General features: G+C 55.9%; 19 protein-coding genes. 4 read left to right on the top strand and 15 right to left on the bottom strand.

The genetic code is table 11. The features are described 5' to 3' along the window. Window positions 1-7: 7 nt before the first annotated feature. Both atpD and ACORNT_RS02980 read left to right on the top strand, forming a co-directional pair. Window positions 8-1,429, top strand: coding sequence for a F0F1 ATP synthase subunit beta (gene atpD / locus ACORNT_RS02985; protein WP_321395196.1), 1,422 nt, complete (start codon window positions 8-10; stop codon window positions 1,427-1,429). A 27-nt stretch (window positions 1,430-1,456) separates the two neighbouring features. After that, window positions 1,457-1,867 (top strand): F0F1 ATP synthase subunit epsilon, encoded by a 411-nt coding sequence (locus ACORNT_RS02980; RefSeq protein ID WP_321395194.1) that lies wholly within the window; start codon window positions 1,457-1,459, stop codon window positions 1,865-1,867. A gap of 81 nt (window positions 1,868-1,948) precedes the next feature. Here ACORNT_RS02980 and ACORNT_RS02975 read toward each other — a convergent pair whose 3' ends face one another. Continuing rightward, window positions 1,949-2,902, bottom strand: a complete 954-nt coding sequence (locus tag ACORNT_RS02975) for a carbohydrate kinase family protein (protein ID WP_321395192.1) — start codon at window positions 2,900-2,902, stop codon at window positions 1,949-1,951. A 339-nt stretch (window positions 2,903-3,241) separates the two neighbouring features. Between ACORNT_RS02975 and ACORNT_RS02970 the strand changes: the two genes are divergently transcribed. Together ACORNT_RS02970 and ACORNT_RS02965 are read left to right on the top strand one after the other, a co-directional pair. Beyond that, a complete protein-coding gene (locus tag ACORNT_RS02970; protein ID WP_321395191.1) occupies window positions 3,242-4,330 on the top strand; it encodes a serine hydrolase in 1,089 nt (362 codons plus the stop codon). Further along, on the top strand, window positions 4,308-4,649 hold the full coding sequence (locus tag ACORNT_RS02965) for a hypothetical protein (protein WP_321395189.1): 342 nt from the start codon (window positions 4,308-4,310) through the stop codon (window positions 4,647-4,649). Before ACORNT_RS02970 ends, ACORNT_RS02965 begins: the two co-directional genes overlap by 23 nt. A gap of 21 nt (window positions 4,650-4,670) precedes the next feature. On the opposite strand, the gene ACORNT_RS02960 is transcribed toward ACORNT_RS02965, so the two are convergent. The 14 genes from ACORNT_RS02960 to obgE all read right to left on the bottom strand — a co-directional run bounded on the left by ACORNT_RS02960 (window position 4,671) and on the right by obgE (window position 18,977). Continuing rightward, a complete protein-coding gene (locus ACORNT_RS02960; RefSeq protein WP_321395187.1) occupies window positions 4,671-5,594 on the bottom strand; it encodes a ketopantoate reductase family protein in 924 nt (307 codons plus the stop codon). 79 nt (window positions 5,595-5,673) lie between these two features. After that, window positions 5,674-6,543, bottom strand: a complete 870-nt coding sequence (locus ACORNT_RS02955; protein WP_321395185.1) for a hypothetical protein — start codon at window positions 6,541-6,543, stop codon at window positions 5,674-5,676. A 13-nt stretch (window positions 6,544-6,556) separates the two neighbouring features. Continuing rightward, window positions 6,557-7,429, bottom strand: coding sequence for a hypothetical protein (locus ACORNT_RS02950; RefSeq protein WP_321395183.1), 873 nt, complete (start codon window positions 7,427-7,429; stop codon window positions 6,557-6,559). Next, window positions 7,426-7,920 carry an RNA pyrophosphohydrolase gene (locus ACORNT_RS02945; protein WP_321395181.1) on the bottom strand — a complete coding sequence of 165 codons (495 nt, stop codon included), beginning with the start codon at window positions 7,918-7,920 and terminating at the stop codon, window positions 7,426-7,428. Before ACORNT_RS02945 ends, ACORNT_RS02950 begins: the two co-directional genes overlap by 4 nt. A 131-nt stretch (window positions 7,921-8,051) precedes the next feature. Beyond that, entirely contained in the window at window positions 8,052-9,194 is a 1,143-nt protein-coding gene (locus ACORNT_RS02940) for a divergent polysaccharide deacetylase family protein (protein ID WP_321395179.1), read from the bottom strand. A gap of 133 nt (window positions 9,195-9,327) precedes the next feature. Continuing rightward, entirely contained in the window at window positions 9,328-10,692 is a 1,365-nt protein-coding gene (locus tag ACORNT_RS02935) for a S41 family peptidase (protein WP_321395177.1), read from the bottom strand. Beyond that, window positions 10,693-11,955 (bottom strand): murein hydrolase activator EnvC family protein, encoded by a 1,263-nt coding sequence (locus ACORNT_RS02930; protein ID WP_321395175.1) that lies wholly within the window; start codon window positions 11,953-11,955, stop codon window positions 10,693-10,695. 31 nt (window positions 11,956-11,986) lie between these two features. Beyond that, window positions 11,987-13,618 (bottom strand): 2,3-bisphosphoglycerate-independent phosphoglycerate mutase, encoded by a 1,632-nt coding sequence (gene gpmI / locus ACORNT_RS02925; protein WP_321395173.1) that lies wholly within the window; start codon window positions 13,616-13,618, stop codon window positions 11,987-11,989. Window positions 13,619-13,771: 153 nt separating this feature from the next. Then, entirely contained in the window at window positions 13,772-14,230 is a 459-nt protein-coding gene (gene rlmH, locus ACORNT_RS02920; protein ID WP_321395171.1) for a 23S rRNA (pseudouridine(1915)-N(3))-methyltransferase RlmH, read from the bottom strand. Between the two features lie 11 nt (window positions 14,231-14,241). Continuing rightward, window positions 14,242-14,670, bottom strand: a complete 429-nt coding sequence (rsfS, locus tag ACORNT_RS02915) for a ribosome silencing factor (protein ID WP_420717534.1) — start codon at window positions 14,668-14,670, stop codon at window positions 14,242-14,244. A gap of 36 nt (window positions 14,671-14,706) precedes the next feature. Then, window positions 14,707-15,375: a nicotinate-nucleotide adenylyltransferase gene (locus ACORNT_RS02910; RefSeq protein ID WP_321395164.1), complete on the bottom strand. Its 669-nt coding sequence runs from the start codon at window positions 15,373-15,375 to the stop codon at window positions 14,707-14,709. After that, window positions 15,356-16,636, bottom strand: coding sequence for a glutamate-5-semialdehyde dehydrogenase (locus tag ACORNT_RS02905; protein WP_324292369.1), 1,281 nt, complete (start codon window positions 16,634-16,636; stop codon window positions 15,356-15,358). The genes ACORNT_RS02910 and ACORNT_RS02905 overlap by 20 nt, the downstream gene beginning before the upstream one ends. A gap of 29 nt (window positions 16,637-16,665) precedes the next feature. Then, window positions 16,666-17,796: a glutamate 5-kinase gene (gene proB / locus ACORNT_RS02900; RefSeq protein WP_321395153.1), complete on the bottom strand. Its 1,131-nt coding sequence runs from the start codon at window positions 17,794-17,796 to the stop codon at window positions 16,666-16,668. Between the two features lie 71 nt (window positions 17,797-17,867). Then, window positions 17,868-18,977 (bottom strand): GTPase ObgE, encoded by a 1,110-nt coding sequence (gene obgE / locus ACORNT_RS02895; protein ID WP_321395151.1) that lies wholly within the window; start codon window positions 18,975-18,977, stop codon window positions 17,868-17,870. Between the last annotated feature and the right edge of the window lie 129 nt (window positions 18,978-19,106).

Genomic DNA, 19,106 nt, shown 5'->3' with positions numbered 1-19,106 from the left:
TAAATAAATGACACAGAATACAGGTCGTATCAGCCAGGTGATTGGTGCCGTTGTCGACGTTCAGTTCGACGGCGAACTGCCGGCCATCCTGTCTGCTCTTGAAGTTGACAACAACGGTAACCGACTGGTCCTGGAAGTGGCCCAGCATCTGGGTGAAAATACCGTCCGTACCATCGCGATGGACTCCACCGACGGTCTGGTCCGCGGTCAGGAAGCCAAAGATACAGGCGCTCCTATCAGTGTGCCGGTTGGACCGGAGACGCTGGGTCGTATCATCAACGTGATCGGCGAGCCGATCGATGAGCGTGGCGACATCGGTCATAAATCTGTTGCGCCCATTCATAATGTGGCTCCTGCCTTTGTGGACCAGTCCACGGAAGCCGAGGTTCTGGTAACCGGGATTAAAGTGGTTGACCTTCTGGCGCCTTATGCCAAGGGCGGTAAAATTGGTCTGTTCGGTGGTGCCGGTGTGGGCAAGACCGTTCTGATCATGGAACTGATCAACAACATCGCCAAAGGTCACGGTGGTTACTCCGTATTCGCCGGTGTTGGTGAACGTACCCGTGAAGGGAACGATCTGTACCACGAAATGATCGAATCAGGCGTTATCGACCTGGAAGGCAACAACTCAAAAGCCGCTCTCGTATACGGCCAGATGAACGAGCCTCCGGGAGCCCGTGCCCGTGTGGCCCTGACCGGTCTGACTCTGGCGGAATATTTCCGTGACCAGGAAGGCCAGGACGTGCTGTTCTTCGTCGACAACATCTTCCGCTTTACACAGGCTGGCGCCGAAGTGTCCGCGCTGCTCGGCCGTATTCCTTCTGCGGTGGGTTATCAGCCTACTCTGGCCACCGACATGGGTGCCCTGCAGGAGCGTATTACATCCACCAACAAAGGGTCCATTACATCCGTGCAGGCCATTTACGTTCCTGCCGATGACTTGACCGACCCTGCCCCTGCGGCTTCATTTGCCCACCTGGATGCGACAACCGTTCTCAGCCGTCAGATTGCCGAGCTGGGTATTTACCCGGCCGTGGATCCGCTGGATTCCACATCACGTATTCTGTCGGCCGATGTTCTGGGTGAAGAGCACTATAAAGTGGCTCGCCAGGTTCAGGAAATACTGCAGAAATATAAATCCCTGCAGGATATTATCGCCATTCTTGGTATGGACGAGCTCAGCGAGGAAGACAAACTGGTTGTGGCACGTGCCCGTAAACTGCAGCGCTTCCTCAGCCAGCCGTTCCATGTGGCCGAGGTCTTTACCGGTTCACCTGGTAAATTCGTTGCCCTGGAAGACACCATCAAAGGCTTTAAGGCGATTGTTGCCGGTGAACATGATGATCTTCCCGAAGCTGCCTTCTATATGGTTGGCACCATCGAGGAAGCCATCGAAAAAGCCAAGAAGATGGCTGCCGAGGCTGCATAAGACTTACAAGTTTGAAAGGAGCCAGAAATGGCCGACAAAATACATTTCGAACTGGTTTCTCCGGAAAAACTTCTCCTGTCCCAGGATGCGGACATGGTGGTGGTGCCCGGATCAGAGGGTGACTTTGGCGTGATGGCTCATCATGCGCCTGTTGTCTCCACCCTGAAAACCGGCATCATTGAAGTCCATGACGGCGGAACGCCGGCAAAGCTTCTGGTGCATGGCGGTTTTGCCGAGGTCAACCCGAACGGCCTGACCATTCTGGCCGAAGAAGCCTACAAGCCCGGCGAGCTGGACCGCACTGTTTTGGAAGCCGAACTGAAGGATGCCCGGGAAGATGTGGCTGATGCAAAGGACGACGTACAACGTGCCCGCGCCGAAAAAGCCCTTGATCGTCTGGTGGCTATTCTGGCTGTATTGGATGAACTGGCCGCCTAGACCTTTCAGAGTACAAGATTTGACAAACCCCGCAGGATAACCTGCGGGGTTTTTCTTTTGCCGCGGTTTAATTTTAATAATCTATCCCAGCGTCACCATGAACTGGCGGGCGAAATGATCGCGGAACTGGTCCATGGTGAAATGGTGGTTTTGGGCCCCCCGGTGTGAAATTTTATAGGTCGCCAGCAGACTGGCAATGCGGCCGGTGGTCGGCCAGTCGTGTCCGTGCATCAGGCCATAGATAATGCCGGCCCGGTAGGCGTCCCCGCAACCGGTGGCATCAACCGGGTCTTCGGTCGGAACCTTGGGGATATTGAAGCTGTTGTCACGGGTATGAATGACCGATCCTTCGCTGCCTTTGGTGACAATCAGAACGTCGAGCATTTCTGTCGCGACCTCGATGCTCATGTGGGTCTTTTCCGAAAAAAGCTGCCATTCATAGTCATTGACCACCATCCAGCGGCTATGTTCCATCAGCCACATCAGTTCGTCGCCCTTGAGCGAGGAGACTTCCTGGCCCGGATCAAACATTATGGGAATGCCCAGCTCGGCCAGCTGTTTGGTGTGACGCTTCATGCCTTCGTGGCCGTCCGGAGAGATCACGCCCAGCGCGACATTATGATCCGCCCTGATAATCACTTCATGGGACTGATCCATGGCGCCGGGATGGAAGCCGGTAATCTGATTGTCATCCATATCGGTAATGATATGGGCCTGGGCAGTATATTTTTCCTTGATTTCGAGGATATTTTCATCGGAAATATTGTTGCGCCCGAGCCAGTTCTTGTAGGACCAGAAATCCTCGCCGACAGTGGCGACCGGCAGCCCCTTGAGGCCGAGCAGGCTGAGATTATAGCAGATATTACCTGCGCAGCCGCCAAATTCCTGACGCATTTCCGGCACCCGGAAAGCAACATTCAGCATATGCACCTTGTCCGGCAGGATATGGCCCTTGAACTGACCGTTAAAGACCATGATGGTGTCAAAGGCAATGGAGCCGCATACCAGTATTTTTCCGTTTCTGTCGAGTGTCATGGTATCTGCTTTCTTGTATTCTCCTTGTTCTACGGCCAGAGCAATTATGCTATCCGGGCGGAACGACGATGAATTCACCCGTACCGGAACTGGTGAACTGGAAAATCTCAGATAGACTTTCTATGAAGGCAGAGTGACAGTTATATTACAAAGTGTGTTTTTTAACCTGATAATGTCCTTTTCCACACCTGTTAGCCTGCAGAAAGGGTGATAAGGTGCTTTTTGTGTGAAAAATAGGGTCTTTCCGGTCGTTCCGGCGGGGCTGCTCAAATAATAATAGTTGAATGGGGATTAACGATGAAATTATTCAACCAACGTAGAATATCGTTTTTACAGAAAATGCGGACGGTATCTCTGGGGGTGCTGCTGACGGCTGTTGCTGTTCCCGTGTCGGCCATCGAGTCAACACCGGAAACCTTGAAGTCGCAGGTGGCCGGCTACAAGGTGGCCTTTACCTGCAGCGCCACCTTTAACGGTGGCAAGTCTGTGGACATGACCCGGCAGGACGAACTGACCGGTATCCGGATAGACTACCGGAAATATATGGCCGAGCTGCCGGATGCGGAAATCCATTTGAAGGACAAATATGTTTCGGCCTGGTTTAGCGATGATCTGCCGCCGCGTTATGCGGTCTGGCGTCCGGGACTCGGCTGTGCCCAGCTTCCGCCGGGGGCGGATCTTTCGGCGCGCAAACATGTTCCCGCCTTGGGCTTTTCAGCCGGGCTGGATAAAAGTGCCGAGGCCTGGCCCGTGGGGGACGTGGTTCCGGAACCGGAGATAGTCCCTTCCGGCCTTCAGGCAGTGCTCAATGACGCTTTCACCAGCGATAAATACGGTGATCCCAAAACCATGAGTGCAGCCCTGGTCACCACGCCGGACCGGCTGCTGGCCGAACAGTACAAGACGGGCTACACACCCCATACGTCCCAGCGCACCTGGTCGGCGGCCAAAAGCGTTATGGCGACCCTTGTTGGCATAGCCGTGAAAAAGGAGTTGCTGGATATCAAGTCCCCGGCCAATATTCCAGAATGGTCCGCGCCCGGCGATCCCCGGCAGAAAATCACGCTGGAAAACCTCTTGCATATGGCCAGCGGGCTGGACAGTAATGTGGCCGGCAATCGGACAAGTTATGTCTATTTCGGCGGCGGCCTGGTTACCGACAATGCCACTGAAAAAATGCTGGAAACCGCACCGGGCAAACGCTGGAAATATGCCAATAACGACAGCCTGTTGGCCATTCGCTCGCTTGCGGCGACGCTGGGGGACACCGAAAAGATGCTCCGTTTCCCGACGGAAGAGCTGTTCCGGAAAATCGGCATGAATCATACCGTGGCGGAAACCGACTGGCAGGGGAATTTTATCCTCTCCAGCCAGGTCTGGAGTACATCCCCGCGATCTGGCCCGTTTGGGTATCCTCTACCTGAATAACGGGATCTGGCAGGGTGAAAAAATCCTGCCGGACTGGTGGCGGAAATTCGTCAGCACCCCTGCCCCGTCCCAGCCCCCACTTCAAAACAAGGACGGTACACCGCTTCCAGGTTACGGTGCCCAGTTCTGGCTGTTTGACAGCCGTTTCCCCGGCCTGCCCGACGATGTTTTCGCCATGGCCGGCAACCGGGGACAATATGTGATGATCATTCCGTCACGCAATCTGGTGATTGTCCGGCGCGGGTATGATGCCGCGGACGGAACACGGTTTAACATCGCCAAGTTCACAGCCGACATTCTGGCGGCGCTGGATCAGTAATTATGTTTGCCGGGGAGGGGATCAGGTCTTTTCCCGGCGCACCATATAGGTCTGGAGATTGCAGTATGCCGCTTTCAGGTAGGGGGTATTCAGCCCTGCGGCGGTCGCCCGGGCCAGCATATCGCCGACAAGCTGGTCGCCTTCCACTTGCTTGCCCAGTTCAAGGTCCCTGAACATGGAAGAGGTATACTCCGATCCCTGCCGGGTCATGGAGTTCTGCATATACTCCAGGGAAGCATCGGACAGGGGATAACCGGCGGCCTCTGCGGTCCGGGCACATTCGCTTATGATGGCCAGGGCAATTTCCCGGCCGTCCCGGGTGGCCATGATGTCGCCGATACTGCCGCGCAGCAGGCAGTTGATCGCGCCCAGTACGGTAATCATGCAGAATTTGTCCCACAGGGCGGACTTGATATGGCTTGAATGGGTGACGCTGATTGGCGCCCTGAGCAGCAGTTCCTCAAGCTGGCGGCAAAAGGCCAGCTGGTTGTCCGAACGCGGCCCAAAGGTGATGTTTCCAGGGCGGGACCAGGAGCGGACGCTACCGTCCTTCTGCAGGGTGCAGATGTTCTTGGCAAGTCCGCCGAGTATTTTGTCCGGCCCGAATGTTTCATCCAGGATGTCATAGTGCCGGAGACCGTTGAGCAGCGGCAGGATATGGCTGTCGGGGCCGACTGCCGGACTGATGGCCTGGATGGCCTCTTCCAGGTCATAGGCCTTGCAGCTCAGAATCACCAGATCAAATGGCCTATCCACTTCTTCGACCAGATGATCTGTCACATCTATGGTGTAATCCTGGTCCGGGGCATGGATGACAAGGCCGTTCTTTCTGAGCAGGTTGCGCCGTCGCCGGCGCACAAGAAATGTGGCATCGGCCCCGCTGTGCAGCATAAGTCCGCCGAAATACCCGCCAATAGCCCCCGCGCCAAGAACCAGAATTCGCATTTTTCACTCCACAATATAATCCGGGATTTTATAACGGATTGTCTGACCGAATTCCAGAAGGAGCTTGGCAAAAGCGGGGTCAGGATGGCTCCTGATAGTCGCAGGCGCCGCAGTTGCGGTAAAATACCGATGTTTGCGAACAGAAATACGCCAGCGGCAGGGACAGCAGCGGTGACAGGGCAAAAATCAGCAGAAAAATGCCGTAGCGTCCTTCAGAAAGTGCCGAGAATATATTCAAACCCCAAAGCCAGACAAAAAACCAATGCAGAGCCACCACGACGGTTACCGGAAGGACCAGGCCGAGCAATAGGCCAAGCAGCATATGACCGGTCAGGGTCCGGGTCAGGTCCCAGGACGAACGGAAACTGAGTTTCTTGCCAATGGACTGGGCGGAAAAGGACAATGACAGCCGCAGGCCGATGGCAAGAGCCAACAGGCCCAGAATGCCGGCGGCAGTGAGATAAACGGTCAGTTCTACAATGCCGATAGCGTCGACGGAACCCTGCCGTTCCAGGGCAATCTGGTTCAGGAGCATCAGGACGCCGCTGCTGAGTAAAAACAGGATAATGAGGAGAACTCCCAGAAAAACCAGAATTTTGATGCTGAAATGAAAACTCCGGGTGATCAGCGGCCACAAACGACGGCGAAGCAGGTGTTCGGGACCCAACAGGAACAAACGGTGCCAGAGAATGACCGAAGGCACCAGCCACACAAAAGTGGTGATCATCATCAGAATGAAGGCCAGCTGAAATCCTTCGGGCACATGGGTTCGGCTGTTTCCTGTAGTGAGTAACGGGTCAAGATAGCCCAGATAACCGGCAAGACAGAAGGGCAGAAAGGCAAACAGGGAAACCAGGATATGCTGCAACCTGAAATGCCACAGGCACCTGTAGGCATCAAGGATGCAGGCAATCAGGGATTTGTTCCGCGTTCCGGTTTCCATCGTCATATTACGTTTCCTATCAGACAATCAGGTCAGCAATATGACCCGTCGTACCGGACTTTCCGGTCAAGTACCTGTAAATTATTGTCAGGCAGCTGCAGAACAGGGACGTGGGCGCAAAGATAACCGGGCTGAGCAGATATTGTACAATGATGAATGCGTTATTGACGGTAGCGGCCTGGCCGGCATTGAAAAAAGTCATGGTGCCGTTAAGCAGCAGCAGGGATAAGAGCCAGGCCGGTACGACACAGGCCAGGACCGTGATGAAAATGGCCAGGCTGTTGTTCCGGCTGTAAAACCAGGCTTCCCGAAAGGAGACAAAACTCTTGTTTTCGGCAATGCTGACAAAAGTGCTCTGTAGCCGGAAGGAAATCCCTACGGTCACTACGGTAATCAGCATCCCGATCAGCAGGGCCAGGGTGCGGTTGCTCTGGGAGGCAACGTCCCAGCCGGTAATCCCGGCGATAATGGACATCACCAGGCCGATCCCGACGGACATCACCAGCATGAAGATCAGCAAGAGGATAACCATCGCCGCAAGATAGAGAATATATTTCAGCAACATTCTGGCAAGACCGGACAGGGAAACCTTCAGGTAACCATCACTGCCGACAAGATAAAGCCTGAAAAAAAGAAGGGTAAGTGTGCTGGTCAGCAGAAAAGCCACCAGAATGAAAACCAGATAGGGACCGGTGAAGCCAAAAGTGACCTGTCCGCCCGGCTGGGTTATATATTTTGGCAGGGTCAGGCCGGGCATCAGCAGAAACAGGCAGAACGGAAGGTAAAAGACATAGGATAGAATAAGGTGATGTCTGAGATTGGCCCGGAAAGCGTCATAGGTTTCCCGGATGGTCTGGAGGACGGGTAATATCCTGGTTTCAGTTTGGGTCATGATGTCCTGTCTGTTTTCTTTCTTATACTTTCGCCAAAGCGGTCTGTCAGGGTCTGATAGAGTTCCCGTTTGAACGGCACTATCATATCCGGCAGATCGGACAGTTCAATCCATTTCCACTCGCTGAATTCCGGGTGATGGGTTTCCAGGTTGATCTCCTCATCCTCACCCAGAAACAGATAGACAAACCATTTCATTTTCTGGCCCCGGTAGCGGCCTTTCCAGACCTTGCCAATCAGATGTTCCGGCAGGTCATAGGTCATCCAGTCTTCGGTTTCCGCAATCAGTTCCACATTGTCGGTACCGATTTCCTCTTTCAGCTCCCTTAACGCGGCGGCTTCCGGGTTCTCGTCCTCATCTATCCCGCCCTGGGGCATCTGCCAGGCTTCCGCAACCTGGTCAATGCGCTGGGCGACAAAGACCTTACCGTCCCGGTTGACCAGCATCATGCCGGCGCATGGGCGATAGGGAAGTTTTTCTGCGTCTGTCATAAGGCCTCTTCAGATTGATATAGTCAGGGGATCTATTTTGATCAATTAAACGTGACTTGCAACAGGAACAAAAGGCAAGAGAATAGTTCGGTGATACAAAAGCCGATATCGGGGAAGGACGTCTTTCCAGGTTACTTGATCGGTTGACGGTTGGCGATGGCGGTCACCGGTACCAGCTGAATACCCTTTTCCGGCAGGGTTCTGGCCCAGGCGTCGAGCTGTTCAATGGTCAGCGGGAAGGGCCTCGCGATGCCGAGAGCCGCCCCATAGGTCCTGGCCGTATTCTCAAGTTCCTTGAGCCTGGTCTGGATTTCTTCCTCGCTGACAATATTGTCGATAAAGCGATTATTAAGAGCCCGCGGCATGCCGAGACGCCGCGCGTATTTGGCGGCGATGCTGTAACGGCTGGACCGGGAATCCACAAACATCAGGCCGCGGCCATGGAGTTCTTCCAGAATGGGATGGATGGCATTCTCAGACGCGGTAAATTTCGAGCCCATCTCGTTCAGAATGCCCACATATCCGGTGACCCGGGACAGAACCCACATCAGCCGGTTCATGTTGTCGCGCATTGAATAGCCAGCCATAAGGGTATGCGGACCGGGATCATTTTCGGGATAATTCAGGGGTTCCATAGGCACCAGAAGCAGCGCCTCGTGGCCGAATTCCCGCCCCAGGTCGACCCAGTCCTGCAGATTGCGGCCATAGGGCGTAATGGCAATATCCATTTCACCGGGCAGCCGCTTGATGGCCTGTTCGCTCTGGTCCGTGTTCAGGCCGATACCCTTGACTATAATGGCGATTCGCGGGGCAATGCTCAGATCCTCGTGCGGTCTGGCATATTCCTGCCAGGAAACCAGCCCGTCCGGCCCAAGCACCGGCAGGGGACCGTCCTTGCCCTGGACCATGAGGCCCGGATTGGGCACCTCTTTCAGGCTCATGAATTTTGTATAGGGCAGCTGTGTTGCCGGGGTGCTGTCTTCGCTTGTAGTCTCTGCCGTATCGTTTCCATGACTGTCTTCTGCAGCGTCCGGCTGGTTGTCAGCGGGCAGACTGTCTTCAGGACCGGACAGAATGATAATATTTTCCGATGCGGATTTTTCTTCCCCGGCCTGAGCTTGCTGTTCAAGGGGGGACTGTTCATGAGTAACTTCGGCAGTTCCGGTCTCGGGGGCTTCAGCCGTCAGCGAAAGCCACAGGATCAGGCCGCCAAAAGTGACAAGCACAAGCACCCACGCCGCCACCAGCGGACTGATGGTGCGTCTCCGTGTCATTGTTTGTAATTCCGGCTCGCCTGCCATGATCTGTTGCCGTTACCGGCCTTTCCCCTTCCAAACTATTTTGTTCTTTTCAACGCCGCAAAAGGCACAGGACCGGAATTCGGTTGATCCGGCCCTGTCGCGGCTTTTAATTATAATTCCTGGCGATGGCCATCCCTCGAATAAGATTAAAGGCATAATTCAGCTGATAGTCGCGCTGGGCTGTGGTGAGGACTTCCTCTTCCTCTTCCTCTTCTTCACTACTGTCTTCAGTGGTGTCTTCTTTCCCGCTGTCAGCCGCATCATCTTGTTTGGCCTTTTCTTCGTCAGGTTCGGCCTCATTATGGTCACCATTGGGGTTTTCGAGGCTGCCCCGCAGGCTTGCTTCGCTGCGCCGTCTGGTGTTGATTTCCTGGGCGTCTTCCAGACGAAGCTGTTCGACTTCCACATCAGGAGTGATGCCATCACCCTGGATGCTGGTGCCGGACGGAGTGAAATAATAGGCTGTTGTCAGCCGCATGGCGCCATTGGCGCCGAGAGGGATAACGGTCTGGACCGACCCTTTGCCGAAGGACTGGGTGCCGACCACGACACCGCGCTGGTGATCCTGCAGGGCGCCGGCGACAATTTCCGAGGCAGACGCGGAACCGCCGTTAATCAGGACAACCAGTGATTTTCCGTCAATCAGGTCACCCTTGCGGGCGTTGTAGCGCTGGACGGAGCGGTCGTTACGTGTGCGTGTCGAGACCACTTCGCCGCGGTCAAGGAAGGCGTCGGAAACCGCGATGGCCTGGTCGAGAAGACCGCCGGGATTGTTGCGCAGGTCAAGCACAATACCCTGCAGATTATCGCCCAGCTCTTCACGGATGGCTTTCAGGGCGTCCTTCAGGTTTTCTTCGGTGGTTTCGGTAAAGGAGGTGATGCGGACGTAGCCGATCTCATCTTCAACCCGGTAACGCACGGATTTGATCTTGATGACATCCCGGGTGACGCTGATTTCCAGCGGCGCCTTTTCCCCCTTGCGCACCACGGTCAGGACAATAGGCTCGCCCACTTCGCCGCGCATTTTGTCGACGGCTTCATTCAGGGTCAGGCCCATAACCTGTTCACCGTCCAGATGGGTGATATAGTCACCGGCTTTGATGCCTGCCCGTTCAGCGGGGGTATCGTCAATGGGAGAAACCACCCTGACCACACCGCTTTCCTGGGTCACTTCCAGGCCAAGACCGCCGTATTCACCGCGGGTCTGGACCTGCATGTCTTCAAAATTCTTTGGGTTCAGGTAACTTGAATGGGGATCAAGGGAGGCCAGCATGCCGTTGATGGCCGCTTCGATCAGCTCTTCATCCTTGACTTCCTTCACATACTGCGACCGGATACGCTCAAAAACATCTCCAAACAGGTTGAGCTGTTTATAGGTATCTGAATTGGCGCTGTAGCCGACATTATTCACGGCCAGGCTGGCACCGACAATACCAATGGCGATCACAGCTGTTGCAGCAAACTTTTTCATTTAACCAAGTACCTTTCTGTCACGAGCGACAATCCAGGGCAGTGGATTGATCGGCCTGCCCTGTCGACGGATTTCCATATAGAGCTTTTGCCCAAGGTTTCCAGTGACCCGGCCGTCAGCCGCCAACTGAGTGGGCGCCATCTGGCCTATCGGTTCACCTTTTAATACCCATTGACCGACGACGGCGTCAAGTCGGGTCATGCCGGCCAGCAGGGTATGATAGCCATCGCCATGGGAAATAATAAGTAATTGTCCGTAAGAACGGAACTTCCCGGAGAACACAACACGACCATCATGCAGGGCAACCACGGTGGCCTGTGACCGGGTGTTGATGGTGATTCCCTTTGACGTCACGCCTTCCGGGGTTTTTTGTCCGAAGCGAACCGCAATTGATCCCCGGACCGGCAGGGGAATGCTGCCTTTCGCCGCATTGAAGCTGGCGCTGCCGGACGGCAGAGAGGCGACCCGGGGGGCAGGGGCTGTGTCTTTCGGGCCGACCAGCGGTTTGTCTTCGAGTCGTTTTGCGGCAGCAAGGGCGGCTTTTTCCCGCAGGCGGTTTTCTTCCTCGATACGGTCGATCAGCTCCTGAAGGTTTTTTGCGGTGGCAGCGAACTGTTTAAGCTTGGCCCGTTCGGAACGGGTGGCTTTCTCAAGCTGCCGGTGGCGGTCCTGTCGGGCTGTTAACAGCCGGTCAAGCTCTGCTTGCGAGTCGCCGAGCTCGGCCAGTTCCTCTTTCAGGCTGTCTTTTTCTTCCCGAATGTCCTGACGCAGATCCTGCAGCTCGCCAAGGTCATTCCGGAGCAAAAGCGCCTTGTTTTCCAGTTCCGGCAGGATGATCTTCAGCAGGCTGGCGCTGCGCAGGCTGTTGACGGCTTCGTCGGGACGAAAGGCCACCAGTTCCGGCGGCTGCTGGCTGAGCCGTTGCATGGCGCCGAGGGTTTCGCTCATCTGGCCGGTGCGGGCCCGGAGACGGGTTTCCAGTTTTATTTCCCGCTGGTTCAGTTCGGCAAGATTCTGTTCCCGTTCACTGAGGCGGCTTTCGGTATCCTGCAGGTTACCGGCCACAGCTACCATTTTGCGGCTCAGGTCGGAAATCTCCTGCTTCAGCTGGTTTGCCTCATTTTCATATTGCCGGGCCTTGAGGGTGGTTTCCTCAATCTTTTTCTGGACGGCCTGCAGGTCTTTTTCCTGCTTTTCAGGCACGTCACCGGTGGCCGGTACGGCAGAGAGCAGGCAAAGAAACAGCGAGGGGAGAAGGATCACTCCCCGCCGGTGCAGAATATGGTGAGACAGCTTACGCAGTAGCCCGGTTCTCCTGTTGTTTAATGCCATCCCCTTTGATCTGTTGACCGGAGACAATTTTGAGCAGGGACTGACCGGTCATTGATGCCGGTTGCTCCAGACCCAGCAGGTCCAGCACCGTCGGCGCCACATCGGCCAGCTTGCCGCTTTCCAGGGATATGGCCTGGCCTTCGGGCAGGTCCGCTGCTGCCGCCGGCGCATTGACCAGGATAAACGGCACCAGATTTGTGGTGTGGGCCGTATGCGGTTGATCGGTGGCCGGATCTTTCATCAGTTCGATATTGCCATGGTCCGCGGTCACCAGCATGGTGCCTCCGGCCTCCACAAGCGCGTCACGCAGCCGGCCAAGACTGTTATCAATGGTTTCAACCGCTTTCAGGGCGGCTGACATGATGCCGGTATGACCAACCATGTCCGGGTTTGCGAAATTGACGACAATCAGGTCGTATTTTTTCGAGGTGATGGCCTCGACCAGCTTGTCGGTGACTTCCGGGGCTGACATTTCAGGCTGCAGGTCATAGGTGGCGACATCGGGCGACTGGATCAGGATCCTGTCTTCGCCGTCATAAACCTCCTCGGACCCGCCATTGAAGAAAAAGGTCACATGGGCGTATTTTTCCGTCTCGGCAATGCGCAGCTGTGTGCGGCCGCTACGGGAAACAATTTCCCCGAGGGTGTCGAGGATTTCCTCGGCCGGGAACAGGGCGGTCATATATTCATTCAGGGCGACGGAATATTCCACCATGCCCGCCCGGGTGGCGAAATCAATCAACCGGCCGCGCCTGAAGCCGTCAAAATGCGGGTCGACAAAACAGGTCAGGATTTCCCGGGCGCGGTCGGCGCGAAAGTTGGCCATCAGCAGGCCGTCACCGTCTTTCATGCCGCCATAGTCGCCGACAATGGCAGGCAGGACGAATTCGTCGGTTTTGTCACTGGCGTAACTTGTTTCGATAACGGCGCGGGCGGTGGGGTGTTTTTCACCCGTCGCTTCGGCCATGGCGTCATAGGCGAGTTTGACGCGGTCCCATCTCTTGTCCCGGTCCATGGCGTAATAGCGTCCGCTGACCGTGGCAATGGCGACTTTGTCCAGTTCGGCGATGCCGGCTTCAAACCTGTCCAGGAACCCGAGCGCGCTTTTCGGGGGGACGTCACGTCCGTCAAGGAAGGCATGAATAGCGACCGGAATATTTTCCTTCGCACATTCTTTCGCCAGGGCCAGCATATGGTCCTGGTGACTATGAACGCCACCAGGGGACAAAAGCCCCATCAGGTGACAGGTGCCGCCGCTTTCTTTCAGGGCGGCAATCATGTGTTTCAGGTTCTCCAGGTCACCCAGTCTACCCTCGGCAATACAGCTGTCGATGCGCGGCAGATCCTGCATGACCACCCGGCCGCCACCCAGATTCATATGACCAACTTCCGAGTTCCCCATCTGCCCTTCCGGCAGGCCAACCGCCAGGCCGGAGGTTTCAAGAAAACCACGCGGGCATTCCTTCAGGAGGCGGTCGTAATTGGGCGTATTTGCCAGGGCAATGGCGTTGTTTGTGCTGTCGTCACGGTAGCCCCAGCCGTCCAGGATACACAGGACAACCGGTTTGGTGGCATGAAGGGCTTTTCTGGTCATTGATAACTCGTTCCGCTTATGGCAGTTTCCGGACGCCGGTTCCGGATATAAACTCTATATCTAAATTAGGTTAATAGCGTGTAAAATCAAGCTTGTCAGGCACTTTTGCGTTAAATTAAATCCTGTTTCCGGTTCCTTTTTCACCCCTGTCCGCTAGTCCTTGTGGTAGGGGTGGCCGGCAAGGATGGTGGAAGCCCGGTAGATCTGCTCTGCAAGCATCAGGCGCACCATCATGTGGGGCCAGGTCATTTCGCCGAAAGACAGCAGTCGGTCGGCCCGTTCCTTTACCCCCGGACCATAACCTTCGGCACCGCCAACGACAAAGACGACGGTCTGTTGACCGTCGTCCTGAAGCCGTTCCAGGGTTTCTGCAAAACGCGTGCTTCGCATTTCCTTGCCGCGTTCATCCAGGGCGATTACAAAAGCGTCCCGGGGAATGGCGGCCAGCAGAAGTTCTGCTTCCCTGGCCATCCTTTCGGCCCCCTTGATGGGCCGCCTTTCCTCAACCTCGGTTATGGAAACAGGCCAGGGAGTCCGTTTGATGAAAGTCTCAATCAGGTCAAGCTCCGGCCCTTTTTTAAGGCGCCCGACGGCGATGATCCGGATTTGCATATTCCCCGGGCCTAGCTCTGCAGGTCGGAGGAGTCATCTGAAGATTCAGAGGAAGATTCAGGATGATACTCTGCATTGCCAACCTTGTCCGGAGTGAAATCCGGCATCCACATTTTTTCCAGATTGTAGAAAGCGCGGACTTCGGGACGGAAAAGATGGACGATGATGTCACCGGCATCAATCAGCACCCAGTCAGCCTTTTCAAGGCCTTCCACCTTGCAACTGCCAAAGCCGTTGTCCTTCACGGTCTGCAGTATATGGTCCGCGAGGGCGGCCACCTGACGGTTGGATCGACCGGAGGCAATTACCATCGAATCGGCAATGCTGGATTTTCCATGCAGGTTGATTTCAGTAATATCTTCTGCTTTTTTGTCTTCAAGGGCGCCTATGATAAGCTCCTTGAGACTGACCGTACTGGACGGTTCGGAAGAACTTGGAATGTTCTCTGACTCCTGTGTAGTGGGCACGTCTTTTTTCTATAACCTCTCGGAATGTAACATTTTTTTACGAATCTCGGTTGCCGACAATGGATTTTTTCTGCCGTGGCAGAAAATCCAGGCCGGCGGTTTTTTCAACGACAGCAGCGAGGCATATGCCTCATTCAGCCGCTGTCGGCGAAATCTTTGGGCAGCTTTACTGGCTATCGCTGACATAGAATAACCGGGACGGTCGAAAATCGCAAACGGAACAAGCCGCGCAATTTCCTCCCATTTCTGCCATTTGTCGAACTGACCCAGATTATCCGCCCCCATCAGCCAGACAAAACGAACCTCGGGGAAGCGTTCCACGAGGGTACGGATCGTATCTGCCGTATAGTTTGAAGTGAGCCGGCTTTCCAGATCCATTACCGTTATCTTCGGGTGCGCCGCCACTTTCTGTGCCTGTTTCACGCGCCGGTCCAGGGATGCCATGTCCCCGGTGCCTTTCAGCGGGTTTTGCGGGGACACCAGCCACCAGACATGGTCCAGGCCCAGGCGCTTCAGGGCGGAAAGGCTTATTTCCCGGTGGGCCGCATGGGCCGGATTAAATGAGCCGCCAAGCAGACCGATGGTCATGCCCCGCCATTTGTCCCCGCCGGGCAGCAGCGGAAACCTGCTGAAGGGTGGTCTGTCAGGGGCCGGTCTCTCAGGGGCGGATCTGGCCATTGCCCCTGACCTGATATTTATAGCTTGTCAGCTGTTCCAGTCCAACCGGACCCCGGGCATGCATCTTGCCGGTGGATATGCCGATTTCCGCACCCATGCCGAATTCTCCGCCATCGGCATACTGGGTCGAGGCGTTGTGGATAACAATGGCGCTATCCACCCGGTTCAGGAATTCGGCGGCGGTGGCGGCATTTTCCGTGACAATGGAATCGGTATGATGTGAGCCATGGATCGCAATATGATCAATGGCGCCTTCGACACCTTCCACACAACGAATGGAGAGAATGGCGTCCAGATATTCCGTATCCCAGTCCTCATCGGTGGCGGCAACTATATCCGGTACAATTTCCCGGGTTTTGGCATCGCCACGCAGTTCGCAGCCCTTTTCCCTCAGTGCCTCGGCAATGGGGGGGAGAAACGTTTCAGCGACGGCCTGGTCAATGAGCAGGGTTTCCGTGGCTCCGCAAATGCCGGTCCGGCGCATCTTGGCGTTGACAGTAATATTGACGGCTTTTTCCAGATCCGCATCCTTGTCCACATAGACATGGCAGATGCCGTCCAGATGGGCCATGACCGGCACCTTGCTGTCGTTCTGGACTCGTTCGATCAGCGACTTGCCGCCCCGGGGGACGATAATATCGACCAGACCGGCCAGACCAAGCAGCTCGCCGACCGCGGAGCGGTCCTGGGTCGGGATCAACTGAATGGCGTCTTCCGGCAGGCCGGCTTCCTCCAGGCCCTGTACCAGACACTGGTAGATGGCCCGGCTGGAATGGGCGCTTTCGGAACCGCCGCGCAGGATCGAGGCATTACCCGATTTCAGGCACAGGGCGCCGGCGTCGGCCGTCACATTGGGACGGGATTCGTAAATGATGCCGATAACGCCCAGCGGCACCCGCACGCGGGAGATATTCAGGCCGTTGGGACGATCCCAGCTTGCCATTACGTCGCCGACCGGATCGGGCAGGGCGGCAATGTTTTCCAGTCCTTTGGCCATGGCTTCAATGCGGTCGTTATCCAGCAGCAGCCGGTCCAGCATGGCCCCTGTCAGGCCGCGGCCTTTGGCAATTTCCATGTCTCTGGCGTTGGCGGCAAGGATATCCCGGCTGTTGTCCCGCAGGGCTTTTGCGGCAGCGATCAGGGCGGCATTTTTCTGTTCGGTTGTACTTTCGGCCAGAATGGTGGCGGCCGCGCGGGCCGACTGACCCATTGCCAGCATCAGTTTTCTGATGTCATGTTCTGTATTCATGTGCGTTTCCAGCGAATTACTTTTGGTACTGTGATGTACCGTTATTTATAGCCATTTCCCGAAATAACAAGGTCGCTGCGGTGGATTAATTCCTCCCGACCTACATATCCCAGGACCTGCTCGATCTCGTGGCTGCGATGTCCCTTCAGTAAACCGGCCTCTTTGGAGGAGTAGGAAATCAGGCCCCGGCCGATTTCAGTCCCTTCAATATTCATCACGGTGACGGTATCTCCGCGGTCAAAGGTGCCGGACACCCGGACAACGCCGGCCGGCAGCAGGCTTTTGCCGTTTTTCAGAGCCTTTACCGCGCCATCGTCGATGGTCAGCGTACCACAGGTTTCCAGGCTGCCCATAATCCATTGTTTCTTGGCGGCCAGCGGATTATTGGCGGCCTTGAACCAGGTGCCGCGCCCTTCTTCCAGATAACGGCTTACAGGATTTTTTTCCGTGCCGTTGATGATCACCATGTTGCAGCCGCCCAGTGTGGCGATTTTGCCGGCGGCGATCTTGGTGATCATGCCGCCACTGCCGAAACCGGTAGAGACGGGGTTGCCGGCCATTCGTTCAATCTGGGGGGTAATCGTATTCACGGTCGAGACAAATTCCGCATGGGGGTTTTTGTTGGGGTCGGCGGTATAGAGCCCGTCGATATCCGACAGAAGGAACAGGCAGTCGGCCTCGCACATGGTAGCTACCCGGGCGGCCAGACGGTCGTTGTCGCCGTATCTGACTTCGTCGGTGGCCACCGTGTCGTTTTCGTTGATCACCGGCACCACGCCAAGCCTGAGGAGCTGCAGGATGGTGTTACGGGCATTCAGGTAGCGACGCCGTTCCTCAGTATCGCCGTAGGTCAGCAGGACCTGGGCAACAGGAAGGTTCAGCCGGCCCAGGTTTTCCCGGTAGGCGGCGGCCAGCTCGATCTGGCCTGCGGCGGCGGCGGCCTGGTTTTCTTCCAGCCGTTTACCCGGTTTAAGGCCCAGAAGTTTCCGGCCCAGGGCAATGGAGCCTGAAGACACCAGGATGACATCCTTGCCGGCGGCGCGCAGGGCAGCCACGTCCTCGGCAATGCTGGTCAGCCATTCCTCGCGCAATTGTCCCTTTTCGGCATCGACAAGAAGGGCGGATCCGATTTTGATCACGATACGGCGAAAACTATCTATGGTCTCTTTCATTCAAAGGTGGCTTTCATTCGACAGTGTGGCGTGTCAAACAAACACTTCTCTAGTAGTGCAGGGGAGATCGATCAGATTGGCGACCATCCCCCTGTATCTTCCTCCGCTTCCGGTTCTTCGGACGGGTCTTCTTCACCTGTCGGGGTGGCAGCCGACAAATAGGGTGCAGAAGCATCCGACATATCAAGTTCCCGGGCTTCGTCAACATTCTTGAGCAGGGCCCTAAGAACCTTGCCGACGCCCTTACCGGAGACGCCGGAAAGCGGCATGATGGGGGAGTCTGTAACCTGCCGCAACTCATCCGTCAACATGTCGATGAGTTCCTGGTCAAGGGCGTCACATTTATTCAGGCCGATGATTTCCTTCTTGCGGTCCAGTCCTTCGCCGTAAGCTTCCAGTTCGTGACGAACCGTCTGATAGGCATCGACCACATCTTCACCCGTGCCGTCAATCAGATGCAGAAGGGTGGCGCAACGTTCCACATGACCGAGGAAACGATCGCCCAGGCCGTGGCCTTCGTGGGCGCCTTCGATCAGGCCGGGAATATCGGCGATGACAAATTCACGATCATCCACATGAACGACACCAAGCTGCGGCTTCAGGGTGGTGAAGGGATAATCGCCGATTTTCGGTTTGGCCCGGCTGGTTGCCGCCAGGAACGTCGACTTGCCCGCATTGGGCAGGCCCACCAGACCCACATCTGCCATCAGTTTGAGCTGCAGCCAGATCCACATTTCCTCGGCCGGGCCGCCGGGGGTGGACTTGCGGGGAGCCTGGTTGACGGATGATTTGAACGCCGCATTGCCGACGCCGCCCCTGCCGCCTTCCAGCAGCATCACCACCTGTCCGGGTTCGGTCAGGTCGGCGAGCATCACGTCGTGGTTTTCATCGAATATCTGGGTGCCGACGGGCACCTTGAGGACCAGGTCCTTGCCCTGGGCGCCGGTTCTGTTCTGGCCCATGCCGTGACCGCCGCGCTGGGCCTTGAAATGCTGTTTATAACGATAATCAATCAGCGTGTTCAGTCCCTCTACGGCCTCTACGATAATATGGCCGCCGCGCCCGCCGTTCCCGCCGTTGGGCCCGCCGAATTCGACGAATTTTTCCCGCCGGAAGCTGACGCATCCCTGTCCGCCGGCGCCTGAACGGGTATATATTTTACATTGGTCGAGGAACTGCATGTTGCTGCTCTGGTTAGGGGCTTGCTTTCCCAATCATAAGGGGACCGCAAAAATAAAAAAAGGGCCAATAGAAAAAGAGGCCAATAGAAAAAGGGAATGCCGGATTAAAGCCTGGGCATTCCCCTTTCG

This window comes from Emcibacter sp. (assembly GCF_963675455.1).
Classification (GTDB): Bacteria; Pseudomonadota; Alphaproteobacteria; order Sphingomonadales; family Emcibacteraceae; genus Emcibacter.
Note: the sequence above shows the minus strand (reverse complement) of the source record. Positions and strands in the feature narration are given on the sequence as shown.